Origin of the sequence: Flavobacterium sp. UMI-01 (genome assembly GCF_019656315.1) — a bacterium.
Classification (GTDB): Bacteria; Bacteroidota; Bacteroidia; order Flavobacteriales; family Flavobacteriaceae; genus Flavobacterium.
Genome location: NZ_BPLU01000007.1, coordinates 136,838 through 153,039, shown reverse-complemented (window position 1 = coordinate 153,039; position 16,202 = coordinate 136,838). Strand labels below are relative to the sequence as shown.

Genomic DNA, 16,202 nt, shown 5'->3' with positions numbered 1-16,202 from the left:
TATTGGTTATTATAATTTGAACTTTAGCATTTTGGAATACTCAAATCTCATTTATCAAAAGTTAGAAGCTTTTATCAAAAAATATTATACTAATGAACTCATTAGAGGTAGTGTTATCTTCATTGGTTTGGGTTTACTGTATTTATTATTCACCCTTTTTGTAGAATATTTTCTTTGGTTACAGCCTTCGTCCAGAACGATTCTCTTTTGGACTTTCATTGGGGTTGAAGTTTTTCTCTTTTTTAGATTTATACTTTTTCCAATTTCCAAATTATTAAAACTCCAAAAAGGTATAGACTATAAACAAGCTTCGGTGATTATCGGAAATCACTTTTCAGAAGTGAATGACCAACTTACAAATTTTTTACAACTGGCTAACAACCATTCAAAATCCGAGTTGCTTCTTGCTTCTATTGAACAAAAAGCCAATCGCTTACAACCCATTCCTTTTGGGAAAGCCATAAATTTTTCTGCGAATAAGAAATATTTACCACTGGCAGTCATTCCCATTTTATTCATTTTGTTTTTTTATTTTTCAGGGAATGATCAAATCATTTCTCAAAGTTTGCACAGAATAGTACATTACAATCAAAAGTTTGTACCACCAGCGCCTTTTGATTTTGAGATTCTTAATTCTAAATTACAAACCCAAAAACAACAGGATTTTGTTTTAAAACTAAAAACAGTTGGTTCTATAATACCTGAAAATGTTACTATCCACATAGGTGACGAAAGTTATTTTCTGGAACAATTACAGCCTGGTGAATTTGAATATACAATTGTTAAACCAACACGAAATGTATTGTTTCACGTGGAGGCCAATGGTATTAAGTCGGTTGATTATGAATTGCAAGTTGTTCAAGTGCCTTCTATTGCCAATTTTGAAATGGAATTAATTTTCCCTTCATATTTGAATAAAAAACCCTCACATATTGTAGGTTCCGGTAACGCTGTTGTTCCTGAAGGTACACGCATTCAGTGGAAGTTGGCCACCGTGGCTACGCAAAAGGTAGTTTTTAAAGAAGAGAATCAAATTTCCCCCTTTGTTTCTACAATGGCTAATTTTTCCTTTTCGAAAGCTATTTTTAAAACCTTCGGTTACCAAATCATTACTTCTAATTCTAATGTAAAAGATTACGAAAATTTGGAGTATCAAATTGAGGTTATCAAAGACCAATTGCCTACCATACAAGCTGCTTTTGCACCTGATAGTCTAAAGATGAAATCGAAATATGTTTTAGGTCAACTGGCGGATGATTATGGCTTGCATAAATTACAAATTGTATATTACGAACACCATCAAGAGAAAAGTGCCAAACGTGGAACCATTCCACTTAAAGGGAAAACGGTGGATCAATTTGTATTTTCTTTTCCAGCAAATCTTCCTGTAGAACAAGGTAAAGTGTATGATTATTATTTTGAAGTTTTTGATAATGATGCTTTACATGGTTTTAAAAGCGCAAAGTCAGTTGTTTTTTCAAGTAGAATTAGTACAGATGAAGAACAGGCTGATCAAATTTTACAACAACAATCGGAAAATCTTACTGGTTTGCAAAAATCTTTGAAAGAGCAAAGCAAACAATTTTCTGCTTTAGATAAATTACAACAACTAGGAAAGGAAAAACAAAATTTTGACTTTAAAGAACAACAAAATGTAAATGATTTTATTCAACGCCAAAAAAAGCAGGATGAATTAATGAAGCAATTTGCTGATAAATTAAAAGAGAATTTGGATGATTTTAAATCCAAAAAATCCGATGCCTTTAAGGATGAATTAAAGAAACGTTTAGATGAAACGAAAAAGGATTTGGAACAAAACGAAAAGTTATTAAATGAACTTAAAGCTTTAAATGATAAAATTAAGAACGAAGAATTACTAAACAAATTAGATAATTTCAAACAAAATAGTAAAAACCAAACCAAGAGTTTGGAACAGTTAGTTGAGTTAACTAAAAAATATTACGTAGAAAAAAAGGCGGAACAACTAGCTGAAAAATTAGAATCACTTTCTAAAAAACAAGATAATTTGGCTGATAATCCTAAAAGTGATGGTCTTGAGAAACAAGGTCAAATCAATAAAGATTTTGATGCACTCAAAGAAGATTTACAAGATTTATCTAAAGAAAATAAACAATTAAAATCACCTCTTGATTTACATAAAGAAGATGCTGAAGATAAAAGCATCGATGAGGATTTGAATATAGCTAAAACTGAATTGGAAAAAAATGCTGCTTCCAAAGCTAAACCCAAACAAAAGTCAGCCGCTCAAAAAATGAAATCTTTAGCTCAAAAGATGAAACAAAGTGTGGCAATGAATGAACAAGAACAACTGGAAGAAGATGTAAAAATGTTACGTCAGATTTTGGATAATTTGTTGGCTTTTTCATTATCACAAGAAGATTTAATGAAACAATTTAGAAATATTAAATCAGGTTCACCTTCACTAAATAGAAATATTAAAGTGCAGCAAAACTTAAAAACGCAATTCAAACATGTGGATGATAGTTTGTTTGCGATGTCATTACGTAATCCAAAAATTGCAGAAGATATAACCAAAGAAATTGGAAACATCCAATACAATATGGATAAGGCTTTAGATAATTTTACCAATTCACAATTGTCCAAAGGTATTTCTCATCAACAGTACACCATTGCATCAGCGAATGTATTGGGGGATTTTTTAAGTTCTATTTTGTCTTCTATGCAAATGTCTTTGTCGGGTGCTAGTGGCGGTAAACCTAAACCAGGTAAAGGTGAGGGAGAAGGAATGCAGTTGCCAGATATAATAAAAAAACAGCAAGGTTTGGGTGATAAAATCAAACAAGGTATGCAACCTAACGAAAGTGGTAGTGATGGAAAAGATGGGAAATCAGGTAAAGGTTCCTCTTCTGATAAAGGAGCTGATGGCAAGGAGGGGGAAGGTGATGCTAAAGCTATCCTAGAAATTTACAAAGAACAACAACAGCTACGAGAATCCTTAGAAAATGAATTAAAGCAACATGGATTAAGTCGTAATGGGGGTAATGTTTTAGAACAAATGAAACAGATAGAAAAACAACTTTTAAACAAAGGTTTTACTAACGAACTTCTGCAAAAGGTGTTGAATGTGAAACAAGAATTATTAAAATTAGAAACTGCTGTACAGGAACAAAACCAAGACACTAAACGACAAGCTGAAACTACTAAAAAGGAATTTCAAAACCGTTCTAATGCGTTGCCAAACGTTCTTTTAGATTATTTAAACAGTATTGAAATTTTAAATAGACAATCACTACCTTTGCGCTCTAATTTTGAACAAAAAGTTCAAGAATATTTTAATAATAAATGATTAGTTTTAATTACGAAAATGATTTTACATTAGAGAATGAGGGGCAATATGCTTCTTGGTTGTCTGGTGTAATTGAGTCTGAAAAGAAGAAGGAAGGGGAAATAAACTATGTTTTTTGCGATGATGATTATCTTCACAAAATCAATATGGAATACCTCAATCATGATACATTAACAGATATCATTAGTTTTGATTATTCTTTAGGTAATGAACTTCATGGCGATATTTTTATTTCTGTGGAACGTGTTCAGGACAATGCTAATGATTTTAATGTTTCTTTTGAAGAAGAGTTAAAACGTGTGATGGTTCATGGGGTACTTCATTATTGTGGGTACAAAGACAAAACAGAACAAGACGAGGTTTTAATGCGCTCGAAAGAAGAAGAAAAAATGAAAATGTTCCACGTGGAACTTTAGCGAATAATTAAGGATTATAGATTTCTTTATTTAGGATTTACAATTTGAATTAAGTGTTTCACGTGGAACATTTTTGGTAGTTCATTTTTTAAAATTTCTAAATCCTAAATTTGATTTCCTAATTTCAAAATGTTTCACGTGGAACAAAACAAATAGATTTATGTTGAGGGAGTAATCCCAAATCCTGAATCTCAAATCCAAAATAAAAAATGTTTGTAGAAGAGTATGATGTAATAGTGGTAGGTGCAGGACATGCAGGTTCAGAAGCGGCTGCAGCTGCGGCTAATTTGGGTTCAAAAACCTTGTTGGTTACTATGAGTTTGCAAAACATTGCACAGATGTCTTGTAATCCTGCGATGGGCGGAATTGCCAAGGGACAAATAGTGCGAGAAATTGATGCATTGGGAGGTTATTCTGGAATTGTTTCAGATAAAACGGCCATTCAGTTTAAGATGTTGAATAAGTCAAAAGGTCCTGCGATGTGGTCACCACGTGTGCAATCCGACAGGATGCGTTTTGCAGAGGAATGGCGTTTGATGTTGGAACGAACTCCTAATTTGGATTTTTACCAAGAAATGGTCAAAGGATTGATTATTGAAAACAATCGCATCAAAGGAATTCGAACTTCGCTTGGTGTTGAAATTCGTGCTAAATCGGTGGTGTTGACTAACGGAACTTTTTTAAATGGTTTGATTCATATTGGTGAAAAGCAATTTGGTGGAGGAAGAGCTGGTGAGAGTGCTGCTTTTGGGATTACTGAAGATTTGGTGAAATTAGGTTTTGAAGCAGGTCGTATGAAAACGGGTACTCCACCACGTGTGGATGGAAGGTCTTTGGATTATTCCAAAATGAATGAAGAAAAGGGAGATGTTAAACCTCATAAGTTTTCTTATTCTGATGAAACAAGTCCACTGGTTCATCAACGTTCGTGTTATATGACTTATACTTCCGGAGTGGTTCATGATATTCTGAGAGAAGGTTTTGATCGTTCGCCAATGTTTAATGGTCGCATCAAAAGTATTGGTCCAAGATATTGTCCTTCTATCGAGGATAAAATTAATCGTTTTGCTGATAAAGAACGTCATCAGTTATTTGTAGAACCTGAAGGTTGGGATACTTGTGAGGTGTATGTAAATGGTTTTTCTACTTCTTTGCCAGAAGACATTCAATTCAAAGCTTTGCGTACTGTTGCAGGTTTTGAAAACGTGAAATTTTTCCGTCCAGGTTATGCTATAGAATATGATTATTTTCCGCCAACACAATTAAAGCATACCCTTGAAACGAAATTAGTCGAAGGTTTGTTTTTTGCCGGACAGATTAATGGTACAACAGGTTATGAAGAAGCGGCCTCTCAAGGATTAATGGCAGGAATAAATGCCCATTTAAAAGTACACGAAAAAGATCCTTTTATTTTAAAACGTGATGAAGCTTATATTGGTGTATTAATCGATGATTTAATTACCAAAGGAACAGAGGAACCTTACCGAATGTTTACCTCTCGTGCAGAGTACCGCACTTTATTGCGTCAAGATAATGCCGATTTTAGATTGACACCTATGTCGTATAAAATTGGTTTGGCTTCTGAAAAGCGTATGCGTCGCATGGAGCATAAATTTAATGAATCGGATAAAATGGTTGCTTTTTTTAAAGAAACCAGTATTACCGTTGCAGAAACCAATCCTATTTTGATAGCCAAAGATTCGGCTCCAATTTCACAAGGCGATAAGATGTTTAAAATTTTCTCCCGTCCACAAATTGAGTTGGAGGATATGAAGAAATTTGAAAAAGTTCAACAATACATTGAGGAGAATACAGTAGATGAGGAGATTTTGGAACAAGCCGAAATTCAAGTCAAATATTCTGGCTATATCGAAAAAGAGCGAAACAATGCCGATAAGTTGACAAGATTGGAAGATGTCAAAATACCAGAAGATTTTGATTACCATAAAATCAAATCCATGTCTATTGAAGCCAAACAAAAACTTTCAAAGATTCGTCCTGTAACTATTTCACAGGCCTCACGTATCAGTGGTGTTTCTCCAAGTGATATTTCGGTGTTGCTGGTTTATATGGGAAGATAAGTAGTGTTCAGTGTTCAGGTTTTAGTGTTCAGTTTTATACTGGCTGTTCACTAGTAAACTGAACACTGAACACTTTTTTATAACATTGTTCCACGTGAAACGCTATGAATTTTTATGTACCAACCCCTTGGCAATACTGATAAACGGATTACTAACTAACTGATTACTGACCACTATAATAATGGATATTTCGAATAAAAAACATTTTCTTACTGTCAAAGACCATTCGGTTTCAAAAGAAGTTTTTGAACTTTATTATGATGAAGCGTTGGATATGTTGTTAACACATCCGCAACCTGCTTTGGATGTTTTAGGTAAATATTATGAAAGCGAAGATTATATTTCGCATACCGATAACAAACGCTCGTTATTTGAAAAAGCCTATCATTTTGTAAAAGGAATAGCTTTAAAAAATAAGTTAGATTTAATCAATTCAATGCAGTCGTCTCAAGGACAACTTTTGGATATTGGTGCAGGAACAGGAGAGTTCCTTTTTGTTGCCAAAGAAAATGGTTGGCAAACGATGGGAATAGAACCTAGTGATCGGGCCAAAGCAATTGCTATAAATAAAGGAATCGATTTTGTAACTACAACAACCGAATTAGAAAATCATTCTTTTGATGTCATTACGATGTGGCATGTTTTGGAACACGTACCCGATTTAGATTTTCAAATCAAAGAATTGAAACGCTTGTTAAAATCTACGGGAACCTTAATTGTTGCAGTGCCCAATTTTAAATCTTTCGATGCTCAACATTACAAAGAGTTTTGGGCGGCTTATGATGTACCCATTCATTTTTGGCACTTTTCTAAAAAAGCCATAGAATCACTTTTTGAAAAAGAAAATATGAAATTGGTAAAAATGCTTCCAATGAAATTTGACTCTTTTTATGTGAGTTTGCTTTCTGAAAAATACAAATCTGGGAAAATGAATTTTATCAAAGCGTTTTTTATCGGCTTGCTGTCTAATTGGAAAGCGAAAAAGAATTTTGAGTATTCATCACATATTTACGTACTCAAAAATGCCTAAAACTCATTTTAAAGCGATTTAAACGATGATTTTTATTCGTTATGAAAGGAAATAGGGTTCTTTTAAAAAGTTTGTTTAAAATTAATTTATAAAAGCCGTTTTTAATAACTTTAGATTATCTTAAAAATAACAACTATAAATTATTCTAATAGTGCATTTTTATGCCAAAATTTCAAGAATTTTAGGATGCTATTTATTTTTTTATATTTTTGTTCCCATCACATTCAATCACAAAAAAAATAAAATGAAATTACAGCGTAACCAATTACAAAAAAGAAATAGCATCAACTTGACTAAAAAAACCATCGCAAGTATGGTATTGGCATTTTTGGTTTTTTCTTGTCAAAAAGAAGCAGAAGTAAAAGAAGTAAAGGAATTTAAAACAGCTTATGTAGATACTTCTGAGTTAATGAAAAATTATACGGAGGCAAAAGACCTTGAAGCAAAATACAAAGCACAATCAGAAGAAAAAGGAAGACAGTTAGAAGCTGAAATTAATCGTTTCAAGCAAGACGCTTCTAGTTTTCAACAACAAGCTCAGGCAAATGGACAAGAGTGGGCGCAAAAAAGAGCTGCAGAATTACAAAAAAGAGAACAACAACTAGGTTATGCACAACAAGCTTTGGCTCAACAATTGCAACAAGATAGTGGTGTAGAAATGGATTCGTTAGTATCTGGTGTAAAAAAATTCATCAAAGAATACGGTAAAAAGAACGGTTACACATACATTTATGGTACAGGAGATGTAGCTTCTATTTTGTATGCTGAAGATAAATTAGATATCACAAAAGAAATCATCAAAGCATTGAACGACAAGTACGCTGCTAAAGACAAAAAAGAAGATAAAGAAGAAAAAACAGAAGCTAAAAAGTAATTTTTTTCTTAAAAAAAAGTATAAGCCTTCATTTTAACCTAAGAATGAAGGTTTTTTTATGGTTTCGTTTTTAGTTATCTCACTAAGATTTACAAAGAAGCACCACGAAGATTCACAAAGCGTTTTAAGCAAAAGCACCTCGACTTCGCTCGGTAACAATGCCGTTATGATAAAGTTTACACTGGGTATGTTCGAGTGTTTTATTAAAAAAAGGGATAATTTTTTTAATAAAATGTATCGAGAACTTCATGAACATTAGGCTTCTCGATACCATTTGAGTAGTAAAGCTGTTCGCGTTGCAATTCAAAATCACTACAAAGATGTTTTTATTTAAATAAGGCTTCGACATGCTCCTGACCAAGAAAACATCATTTTATATTGCTTTTTTTTCTAGCATACAAATTAACCCTCGAAGTGACGGTTAAATGCTTCAGTTAATGGCATTTCACTAGACATAATAACACAATGTTTTTTAATTATTTACGTTCTGTCACCTCGAGCCCTTCTGCTTCGCTCAGGACTGGCTGAAGTGGTTGGTTCATGTAGTTTTCTAAACTTTTTGGACTTAAAAAGTACTTTTCCAAATCACTTTGAAAACTTTTATGGTTTATATGTTTATAAAAACACAATGCCCTTAGATGTTTTAATTAAGCAATCCAAACACCCAGTCTTACATTTTCATATATGCCTTGTATGGTTCAAACCCGACAAAGTGTTTAATATTTTCTCACACTCTTTAATTTTCCAAATACATTCATAATCAAAAAATTGTATTTTTACATTTCTAATTTTATACGCCATGACTACATTAACAGACGCCGCAAAATATACTTTGCAATTCATCAACCAAACCCAGCGATCCATCTTCCTTACTGGAAAAGCCGGAACCGGAAAAACTACTTTATTACGCCAAATTATCGAAACCACTCACAAAAATACCGTTGTAGTGGCACCCACGGGTATTGCCGCTCTTAATGCGGGTGGTGTAACCATTCATTCGATGTTTCAACTGCCGTTTGGTGGATTTATTCCATCGTTTAATGTTGATTCTCATTTTTCTGATAGAGTCAAATTAGAATCTAAGGATACTTTGCGTCGTCATTTCAAAATGAACGGCGTCAAGAAAGCCGTCATCCGCAATATGGAACTGCTTGTGATTGACGAAGTCAGTATGCTCCGTGCGGATTTATTGGACGCTATCGATTTTATGATGCAAACTGTTCGTAAAAAATCACAACCTTTTGGAGGAGTTCAGGTTTTGTATATTGGCGATTTATTGCAATTACCGCCCGTGATTCGAGATGAGGAGTGGAGTACATTGCGACTCTATTACAAAGGGAAATTCTTTTTCCATTCCCATGTGGTACAGCAAAGTCCACCGTTGTATATCGAGTTGTCCAAAATTTTTCGTCAGAATGATGAAACCTTCATTTCGGTTTTAAACAATCTGCGCAACAACACCATTACGCCTCAGGACATGGAGGTGCTCAATCAATACGTGCAACCTAATTTTGATTTAAAAGCCAACAAAGGGTATATTACCCTAACGACACACAATGCCAAAGCCGACAAGATGAACACGCAGGCACTTGACGATTTGGAAGGAAAACTTTTCAGTTTTAAACCTGAAATCACAGGCGATTTTCCCGATAAAATGTATCCGCTCGATGAAGTCTTGCAACTGAAAGTAGGCGCACAGGTGATGTTTGTCAAAAACGACTTGTCTTTTGATAAAAATTATTTCAACGGAAAAATGGGGATTATCAAGACGCTTTCGGCTAACGAAATCCGTGTGCATTTTCCCGAAGAAAACAAAACCATCGAGGTCGAAAAATACGAATGGCAAAACATTCGCTACAAAGTCAACGAACTCACAAAAGAAATCGAGGAGGAGGTTTTGGGGACTTTTGTGCATTATCCCATCAAACTCGCTTGGGCGATTACAGTCCATAAAAGCCAAGGTTTGACCTTTGACAAAGCAGCGATTGATGTTTCGCAAGTTTTTATGCCTGGACAGGCTTATGTTGCCTTATCGCGTTTACGTTCGTTAAACGGGCTTATTTTGCTTTCTCCGTTGCGTATGAACGGAATTTCGAACGATGAAGAAGTGATGGAATACGCCCAAAACAAAGCCACCGACGAACTTTTGAAAAATTCCCTGCATTTTGAAACCAAAAATTTCATCCATAATTATCTGATAAACAGTTTTGAATGGCATGATTTGGCACAAGAATGGCGTAACCACAAATACAGTTACAACGGCGACACCGAATCCAAGCTAAAATCCAAACACTCCCTTTGGGCCGACAAGCAATTTCAAGCGATGGATAGTTTGCTCGCGCCTTCGCAAAAATTCATTCAGCAGCTGAACAAAATTTTTGCAAACGAAACCGTTGATTTGATTCATGTGAGCCAGCGCATCGAGGCGGCTTTTAATTATTTCCTAGCGCCTATGGACGAATTGGTTTTCGAAATTCTTTGGAAAATCGAAGAAGTCAAACGCACCCAAAAAGCCAAAACCCTTTATGACGAACTCAAAATTCTCGAAGAATTACAGTCCAAAGCAGTCTTGCGCTTGATGAAAGCCAAATTGCTTATCGAAACCGTGGTGGCGGGCGAGGCCATTTCCAAAGAAAAACTGACATCAAACGACATCAAGCATTACCTGTCCCGAAAAACCAATGCCATCCAATCGCAGTTCAAAGAAACCCACGTCACTTTGATTGAAGACGAAGCCGATACCAATCGCTATACTTCAAAGAAAAAAACCGACAAGAAAGAACCCAAAAAATCCACCGTTCAAGAAACCTACGATTTGTGGGTACAAAAAAATACAATTACCGAAATCGCAGCCATTAGGAAACTCACACAGGAAACCATTTTAAGTCATTTGACGAAGTTAATCCATGCTAAAACTATTACGATCAATGATGTCATGCCCGAAGATAAGATTCAAGAATTAACCGAAGCGTTCCATGGCTACCAAGAAGAATCCGTTTCGCCTCTAAAAGAAAAATATGGCGAAAAATTCAGCTGGGAAGAACTGAGGATGTTCAAGGCAAGTTTGAATTAGTTTTTGGAGGCGCTGAGTTGCTAAGGTTCTGAGAGACTAAGTTTTTTTTAGGAGCTGAGCGATTGGGTATTTTAGGAAGGATTGTTCCTGCCATACGCTCTATCTTGTGGCGGCTTAACGCCTGCCGCCACAAGGATGCCGCTGCTGTCAGGGCTCTAATTTATAAGATTTTGTTTTTTTATTCATAATAAAAATGTAAATAAAGAACTTTGATAAGTAAGAAAAAGTTTTAATTTTGTCTAAAATGAACGAATCTAATATTGGTTAACTAAATCAAAGACTAAGAATTTAAATATTTATTTTTATAGACGTATATTGTTGGTCATTTAAAAATAAATTTATTGTAATCAATGATACACTTCGATATTTTGATGTTTTAACTTTGCAACATCAATTCAATAAATAGATTAAATATAAAATATGAATCTCAAATATAATATGAAAAAAATCTACTTTTACATAATTCTCTTATACAGTATAAGTTTTTACGGATACGACACAATAACCGCTGTAACAACTAACCGTATTTATTTAATGGAAAAACCTTCATCTCATTCCGAAAAAATAACAGAAATTAATGAAAATGATACTTTAAAAGTTACTGCGGCAGGAAAAAGATGGTTGGAGGTAATATATAAAGATTCATTGAAAGGATATGTCATAAATGAATTTCTAGATGAAGTAAAACAACAAAAACCCGAAATTTTAAAATTAAATGTTACCAAAAAGATTTTATTTAAATCATTTGTGTTAATCTCAATTTTATGTTTTGTATTGCTTTATTTCTTAAAAAGAAAAGTTATTCAATTGGAAATAAATGGAAGACTATCATTGATAGGGAAATCTATTCTATTAGGTTTTTTATTAACCACTATTGGTACTTTATATTCTTTTTATGATGAGTTACCAATTTTTAAAATATTAGTTGTAATAATGTTATTGATATTTCTTTGTTATAGGATAAGTTCAATTTTTAAAATTGAAAATAATATATATATAGACAAATTTTATTTCAATAATAACTCGAAAGAAAATCTCAAATATATTTCAAAAGAAATACTAAAAGAACAAATTACAAATGAAAATGTTAAATTAGCAAAAACAGAAAGTAATTTAAATGATGCAATCAATAAATCAAATCAAATTAAAAGTGAACAATTTAATTTAATTAAAGAGAAATTAATTGAATTATACGGTGCTGAAAATACAAATGAATTAATAAATAAGGAAAAGCCTTTTGTTGGATTACATAAAACATTTATTAAATATTTCATAGGAGATTATGACGAAATAAATGAAAAATCTGATGCTATCAATAAATGGGAAACATATCTTTATGATAAAGGAAAATATAATAGATGGCGTTTAAAGATTCATATTTTAAACAATCTTGTTACGAATTACGAAATAAACAATGATTATAAATAATAATGGAAAAAATACAAGAGTTAGTAGATTTATTAGACCTACATATTGACGATATTGATTTTGCAAAATCAAATATTTCCAAAATTGAAAATGAAATAGATAGAAAAAAGAATAATATTTGGAAAGCGTCTGAACTTGAAAAATCAATTAAGAAGAATGAAAGAAATGTTTACCTTGAGTTTTTTTACTCGTCTTTAATAATTGCTTTAATCATTAATATCATTTTTTAAATGGAAAACATATACTTATTTGTTATTCCTGCTATATTTGGAGTTATTGCATCAATAATTACATGGATTGTTGCTCCCTTTTTTTTAGCTAAGAGAGAATATTATGTAAAAAGTAGATACGAATTGTTGAAAATAAAAATCGAATGGTGCATTAAATCTTTTATTGGGGTTACCCTTGTTTTGGCAATACTAATATCAGAATTATTTTTCTAAAAATTAATGATTGAATTTGTAATATGATTAACGAAGAATTTAAACAGATTTGGAGTCCTTGGATTGGTGCAAGGTATGAAAATAGAGATTTGAGATTAATGTTAATTGGAGAAAGTCATTATTCAGTGGATAAAAATCGAAATTTTGATGATGATTGTTATCAAAATTTTTTGAATAGTACAAACACTACAATTGACATAATTAAAAGATTAGAAACAGGAGAAAATTGGAGAATATTTTCGAATACATATAAGGCATTGTTTGGTGATAATCAATTTGTAATTAGTGATTTTTGGTCAAAAGTTGGTTTTTATAATTTGATTCAAAGACCAATGAAATTGTTATCAGAAAGACCTAATCAAAATGATTTTAAAAATTATTTAAAAGTTGCAATTAAAATGATTGAAAATTTACAAATCAAACCAACTCATTTGATTTTTTTAGGGAATTCATCAGAAAGATATTTTAATAGCTTAATTAATGAAAGTGACCAATTTGTATTATTGGAAGATAATGAAGAAAAGATAGGTAGATATTGGGCTTTTCATAAGGTTATAAAAAGCAATAATAATATTATCAATGTTTTTTTTATTAAGCATCCAAGTTCATATTTTAGTTGGAAAAAATGGAATAGTTATCTAAATGATATTGAGCCAAACTTTTTAAAACTAAAAGATTCAAATTAAACCTATTAGGATTTTTTAAATATTTATGGAAAACAATAAAAAATGAAAGCATTCCCAGTTCCGCAAAGTGTAGCTCGCTGCGCAAATGTCTCTGACTTTGCTCCCATACAGATTTGCAAATAAAGTACTTGCAATACTTACGAAGATTCCTCCTAGGTCGAAATGACACAAAAAACGCTTAACTTAATGACATTGCGCTCGCGCTAGCGGATGGAAACGTTAACAGTAACTTTTGCACAAAAAACGAAAAAAATTGATTTTAATACCAATTATTGGTATCTTTGGTAAAAACAATAATTATGGCACGAAATACATCAATATTATTAGGTGACTATTTTGAAAACTTTATTAATGAACAAATTTCTACAGGAAAATATAGTTCAGTAAGTGAAGTTGTTAGAACTGCTTTAAGAGTTTTTGAGCAAGAAGAAACTAAAAAAAAATCTCTAATCAATGAACTAAAAATTGGTGAAAAGAGCAGTAAAATCAAAAATTTTGACCGCAATAAAAATCTCGAAATGCTAAAAGCTAATTTTCAAAAATAATGTCAGAGTACATAATTAGTGAAAAGGCATTAGAAGACATTAATAACATTTGGATTTATACAGCAGAAAATTGGTCCGTTGAACAAGCAGATCGATATTATAACTTAATTATTGACGAAATTGAATATATCGTTAATGATTTAGATATGGCTTGTGACTTGGGGAAAATCCTAAAGTCATATAAATATTCAAAAGTGAAATCACATTTAATTTTCTTTAAAAAAGACAAAACGAATGAAATTGAAGTCGTTAGAGTTTTACACGAAAGAATGGATATTGAAAGCAGATTAGCGGAATAAATAAAAAAACTCGATCGCGCTGACTTACCTTACCACAACCAGCTCCGCAAAGTGTAGCTCGCTGCGCAAATGTCTCTGACTTTGCGCCCACAAAGATTGGCAATGCAGTCATAGATTTCAGACATTGTTTGTCAAGCTGAAAGCGTCCCAAACAAAGAGCTTACTGCATCTGAGATTCCTCCGGAATGACAAACGTTACGTAATAGAATTATCATTTTTTGTCTTTCTGACATAGGAGAACACAAAAAACAAGCGTAACTTAACATACAATTTATAAAACTATTTCCTTTTCACCACATATTGATTTTCCCAGTCCATGGTTTTGATGGCTGACATGCGGTTTGTGGTGTCCATATACACACGAAGTTCTTTGTTGGCCACTTTTTTAGAATACAATGCTTTGTAGCGATAGACGGTAGTTTGGTCGTCGGTAAGTTGATAAATTTCGGCTAGTTTTAAGTCGATAAATTCCCCGTAATATTGGCGGTAACGGGTGCAAATTTTTGAAATGGCATCAATGGTAATATTGTTGATTACACTTGGTGTTGCTTCGGCTGTTGTATAAGGCTTAAATTTCGACGTATTACAGGTATTTAGAAGTCGTTTGCCTAGTTCGTATGCTTTGAGCTTTTGAGCGCTTTTAACGGCGTTTAAATTGAGTTTAACATAAGGAGCTGCAGGTTTTTCTTCAAGGGCATTTTCGGCTTCTTTGGTGGTTTCTTCCGTTTGTTCGTTGATAGGGAGTGTCGTGGTAACTACTTTTTTGGATTTACAACTAAAAAACAAACTGACGGTAAGGATAAAAAAAAGTTTTTTCATGAGTAACAAAAATCGTAATTCAGGTATTTTAGAATTAGTTATAAAAGGAATTCTTGCTGTAAAACAGTCAGCAATGTAAATATAGCCTTTTAGTGTCGGATATCAAAATCCTAGGTTTTTCAAAAAAATGGTATGCGATGTATATAACTGCTTTAGGGTGAATTTATTGTGTAACATTTTAGAAACCATAAAAAAACCCCAAATTGCAATTGCTTTTGGGGTTGTTTCTTATAGAGATTCAATCAGGAGCCAAGCTTCGGGATTGTCTTTTTGTTGTATTTCTTTTTTAGCTTTTTCTGCTTCGGCAAAAGTGGCGTAGCTACCGTAAAGAACAGGATATAAACCGTGTTTGTTTTGCGGAATCCTTTTGGCATCGTAACCTAAATCTTTTAGGCGTTGTAATATTTTATTAGCATTACGTTCTTCTCTAAAAGCCCCAGCCATTACGTGGTACGACATTTTGGTTTTGGTTTCTTTGATAGAAAGTGTAACTGCAGGAAGCGGATTTTTTATAAAAAAAGTAGCCTCTTGAAGTTTAGCTTCTACTTGTTTTTGAACCGATTTTTCAACCATAGTTTTTTGTTGCATCAGTTCTTTTTGATAGATAGGATAGCCTACGGTACCGGCTAAACCTAGTCCTAGTATAAAGATAGCAGCGTATTTCAAATACGAACGGCTGCTGTTGTGCTCAGGTTCAAATACTACAACTTCTTTTTCTTCAACAAGTTCTAGAGTTGGTGCCATTTCTCTTTTGATAACAGGGGAGACAAACGAACTCAATCCAAAAGATGAAGTCAAGTAATTGTGTTGATCCAAAGGCTTGAAAACGATATGGTTTTCAACATTTAAACTAAGTTCACCAATGTTTTTTAAGCAAAGTACGTTGTTGTTTTCTAATGTTTTTTTCCATTGAAGCACTTCATGTTGAATAGCACTCACCGCATAACTGTAAGAGGTCTTTTCAGCATGCGCAATATGATTGGCTAATAAGCCGTCATTGTTTTTAATGTTGGCATTAAAAGAAATCAATTTTTTTGGAGGAAAAAATGAATGAGAACTTTCAATCCATTGTGCGGATTGAATCTCAGTTAAAAAAGCACCAAAACCAGGGATGGTAACACATTGGTGACGGTATAAAAGCTGGGCGATGTAATGTTCTATATTCATACCTACAAATTTA

The 16,202-nt window shown here is 33.0% G+C and carries 13 protein-coding genes; 11 read left to right on the top strand and 2 right to left on the bottom strand.

What is annotated here, in order from left to right:
- Window positions 1-31: 31 nt before the first annotated feature.
- From K5R64_RS03935 to K5R64_RS03885, 11 genes are all read left to right on the top strand, one after another.
- Window positions 32-3,328 (top strand): hypothetical protein, encoded by a 3,297-nt coding sequence (locus K5R64_RS03935; RefSeq protein WP_220761107.1) that lies wholly within the window; start codon window positions 32-34, stop codon window positions 3,326-3,328.
- Window positions 3,325-3,744 carry an rRNA maturation RNase YbeY gene (gene ybeY, locus K5R64_RS03930; protein ID WP_220761105.1) on the top strand — a complete coding sequence of 140 codons (420 nt, stop codon included), beginning with the start codon at window positions 3,325-3,327 and terminating at the stop codon, window positions 3,742-3,744. Before K5R64_RS03935 ends, ybeY begins: the two co-directional genes overlap by 4 nt.
- A gap of 209 nt (window positions 3,745-3,953) precedes the next feature.
- Entirely contained in the window at window positions 3,954-5,825 is a 1,872-nt protein-coding gene (gene mnmG, locus K5R64_RS03925) for a tRNA uridine-5-carboxymethylaminomethyl(34) synthesis enzyme MnmG (RefSeq protein WP_220761103.1), read from the top strand.
- Between the two features lie 181 nt (window positions 5,826-6,006).
- Window positions 6,007-6,855, top strand: a complete 849-nt coding sequence (locus K5R64_RS03920) for a bifunctional 2-polyprenyl-6-hydroxyphenol methylase/3-demethylubiquinol 3-O-methyltransferase UbiG (protein WP_220761101.1) — start codon at window positions 6,007-6,009, stop codon at window positions 6,853-6,855.
- A 313-nt stretch (window positions 6,856-7,168) separates the two neighbouring features.
- On the top strand, window positions 7,169-7,729 hold the full coding sequence (locus K5R64_RS03915) for an OmpH family outer membrane protein (protein WP_220761269.1): 561 nt from the start codon (window positions 7,169-7,171) through the stop codon (window positions 7,727-7,729).
- 799 nt (window positions 7,730-8,528) lie between these two features.
- Window positions 8,529-10,802, top strand: a complete 2,274-nt coding sequence (locus tag K5R64_RS03910; RefSeq protein WP_220761099.1) for a helix-turn-helix domain-containing protein — start codon at window positions 8,529-8,531, stop codon at window positions 10,800-10,802.
- A 534-nt stretch (window positions 10,803-11,336) separates the two neighbouring features.
- Window positions 11,337-12,230, top strand: coding sequence for an SH3 domain-containing protein (locus K5R64_RS03905; RefSeq protein WP_220761097.1), 894 nt, complete (start codon window positions 11,337-11,339; stop codon window positions 12,228-12,230).
- 2 nt (window positions 12,231-12,232) lie between these two features.
- A complete protein-coding gene (locus tag K5R64_RS03900; protein WP_220761095.1) occupies window positions 12,233-12,460 on the top strand; it encodes a hypothetical protein in 228 nt (75 codons plus the stop codon).
- 236 nt (window positions 12,461-12,696) lie between these two features.
- Window positions 12,697-13,359 (top strand): hypothetical protein, encoded by a 663-nt coding sequence (locus K5R64_RS03895; RefSeq protein ID WP_220761093.1) that lies wholly within the window; start codon window positions 12,697-12,699, stop codon window positions 13,357-13,359.
- A gap of 299 nt (window positions 13,360-13,658) precedes the next feature.
- Complete coding sequence (locus K5R64_RS03890) at window positions 13,659-13,904, top strand: type II toxin-antitoxin system ParD family antitoxin (RefSeq protein WP_220761091.1); 246 nt, start codon at window positions 13,659-13,661, stop codon at window positions 13,902-13,904.
- The gene (locus K5R64_RS03885; protein WP_220761089.1) at window positions 13,904-14,203 is read left to right on the top strand and encodes a type II toxin-antitoxin system RelE/ParE family toxin; all 300 of its coding nucleotides are present in this window, start codon (window positions 13,904-13,906) and stop codon (window positions 14,201-14,203) included. Before K5R64_RS03890 ends, K5R64_RS03885 begins: the two co-directional genes overlap by 1 nt.
- 279 nt (window positions 14,204-14,482) lie before the next feature.
- Here K5R64_RS03885 and K5R64_RS03880 read toward each other — a convergent pair whose 3' ends face one another.
- Together K5R64_RS03880 and K5R64_RS03875 are read right to left on the bottom strand one after the other, a co-directional pair.
- Window positions 14,483-15,022: a hypothetical protein gene (locus K5R64_RS03880; RefSeq protein ID WP_220761087.1), complete on the bottom strand. Its 540-nt coding sequence runs from the start codon at window positions 15,020-15,022 to the stop codon at window positions 14,483-14,485.
- 228 nt (window positions 15,023-15,250) lie between these two features.
- Window positions 15,251-16,189: an SPOR domain-containing protein gene (locus tag K5R64_RS03875; RefSeq protein ID WP_220761085.1), complete on the bottom strand. Its 939-nt coding sequence runs from the start codon at window positions 16,187-16,189 to the stop codon at window positions 15,251-15,253.
- Between the last annotated feature and the right edge of the window lie 13 nt (window positions 16,190-16,202).

What these genes read in the sequence shown, in the direction of transcription:
- ybeY (WP_220761105.1), top strand. Translation starts at nt 3,325, where the DNA reads ATGATTAGTTTTAATTACGAAAATGATTTTACATTAGAGAATGAGGGG.
- mnmG (WP_220761103.1), top strand. Translation starts at nt 3,954, where the DNA reads ATGTTTGTAGAAGAGTATGATGTAATAGTGGTAGGTGCAGGACATGCA.
- K5R64_RS03920 (WP_220761101.1), top strand. Translation starts at nt 6,007, where the DNA reads ATGGATATTTCGAATAAAAAACATTTTCTTACTGTCAAAGACCATTCG.
- K5R64_RS03915 (WP_220761269.1), top strand. Translation starts at nt 7,169, where the DNA reads ATGGTATTGGCATTTTTGGTTTTTTCTTGTCAAAAAGAAGCAGAAGTA.
- K5R64_RS03910 (WP_220761099.1), top strand. Translation starts at nt 8,529, where the DNA reads ATGACTACATTAACAGACGCCGCAAAATATACTTTGCAATTCATCAAC.
- K5R64_RS03905 (WP_220761097.1), top strand. Translation starts at nt 11,337, where the DNA reads ATGGAAAAACCTTCATCTCATTCCGAAAAAATAACAGAAATTAATGAA.
- K5R64_RS03900 (WP_220761095.1), top strand. Translation starts at nt 12,233, where the DNA reads ATGGAAAAAATACAAGAGTTAGTAGATTTATTAGACCTACATATTGAC.
- K5R64_RS03895 (WP_220761093.1), top strand. Translation starts at nt 12,697, where the DNA reads ATGATTAACGAAGAATTTAAACAGATTTGGAGTCCTTGGATTGGTGCA.
- K5R64_RS03890 (WP_220761091.1), top strand. Translation starts at nt 13,659, where the DNA reads ATGGCACGAAATACATCAATATTATTAGGTGACTATTTTGAAAACTTT.
- K5R64_RS03885 (WP_220761089.1), top strand. Translation starts at nt 13,904, where the DNA reads ATGTCAGAGTACATAATTAGTGAAAAGGCATTAGAAGACATTAATAAC.
- K5R64_RS03880 (WP_220761087.1), bottom strand. Translation starts at nt 15,022, where the DNA reads ATGAAAAAACTTTTTTTTATCCTTACCGTCAGTTTGTTTTTTAGTTGT.
- K5R64_RS03875 (WP_220761085.1), bottom strand. Translation starts at nt 16,189, where the DNA reads ATGAATATAGAACATTACATCGCCCAGCTTTTATACCGTCACCAATGT.